General features: G+C 42.4%; 1 protein-coding gene. It reads right to left on the bottom strand.

All coding sequences use genetic code 11. The annotated features are described in order from the left end of the window. The coding region (locus EP58_RS17545) for an immunoglobulin-like domain-containing protein (protein WP_036093779.1) at window positions 1-969 on the bottom strand (969 nt) is incomplete at its 5' end.

The following is a 969-nucleotide window of genomic DNA, read 5'->3' as shown; positions in this document are numbered from 1 at the left end:
TTATTTAACAGTTACTGCTACACGTTGAATTACTTTATATTGCGCATCGACATAGACAATTTCTGCTACGTCCGTTTTGCTCTTGATGAATCCGAAAATACCTTTTAGTTTGAAGGTGTTATCTGCTGGGTTTAAATCTGCTTGTTTTTTAACCTCACCGTTCACCCATAGGCGAACGTAAGCTGTGTGTTGACCGTAAGAGCCGCCTAGTGTGTTTTGACCGATGAAGTAATTATCTACAGAGAATGTGTTTTCATATGTGTCTGACCCAGGAAGGCTGACTGTTTTACGGTTTAGTTCATTGTATTGATCATCTACACCGACAATTTCGACAAGATCTAATGGACTTGTAATGAATTTATCTACATTGGCAATTTCAAACGTACCGGCTGCTGTTGTAGCTGCTTGTGTTACGGATTTACCATTGATAGATAGACGTACTTTTTTGATGTCTTTTCCAAAAGTACCCGTGATTTTCGTATCACCAGTGTTGAATTTAGCGACAGTTAAAGCGTTATCGAATGTTGATGTCCCCGTAACAGTAACGGTTTTGCGGTTTACTTCGACATAGTTGCTATCAACAGCAACGACTTCCACTGTGTCACCAACGAGTTTGATGAAGTTAGCGGCAGTTGGGAATTCATAGGTGCCATCTGCGTTGATAACGCCTTGGACTACCGGCTTGCCATTGATCCATAGACGGACTCTCGATACGTTTTTGCCGACTGTACCAGTAAGTTTTGTATCGCCCATTTTGTAGGTATTGGCTGTTAGGGAGTAGTCGATACCTTGTTTGACCGTTGTTGAAGCCGTAGCTTTTTTCCCATTGCTTGCTTTAGTGACAGTAGCAGTGATGGTTGCGTTAGCTGCTTGTTTGGCAATGGTTACTTCAAACGTACCATCTGCTTTGACAGTGCCAGTACCGATAGTTGTCGTGCCGTTTTTGATGGTCACAGGAGCGTTGGGTTC

The sequence above is a fragment of the Paenilisteria newyorkensis genome, from assembly GCF_000766145.1.
GTDB classification, from domain to species: domain Bacteria; phylum Bacillota; class Bacilli; order Lactobacillales; family Listeriaceae; genus Listeria_A; species Listeria_A newyorkensis.
This window is presented reverse-complemented; position numbering and strand designations above follow the sequence as displayed.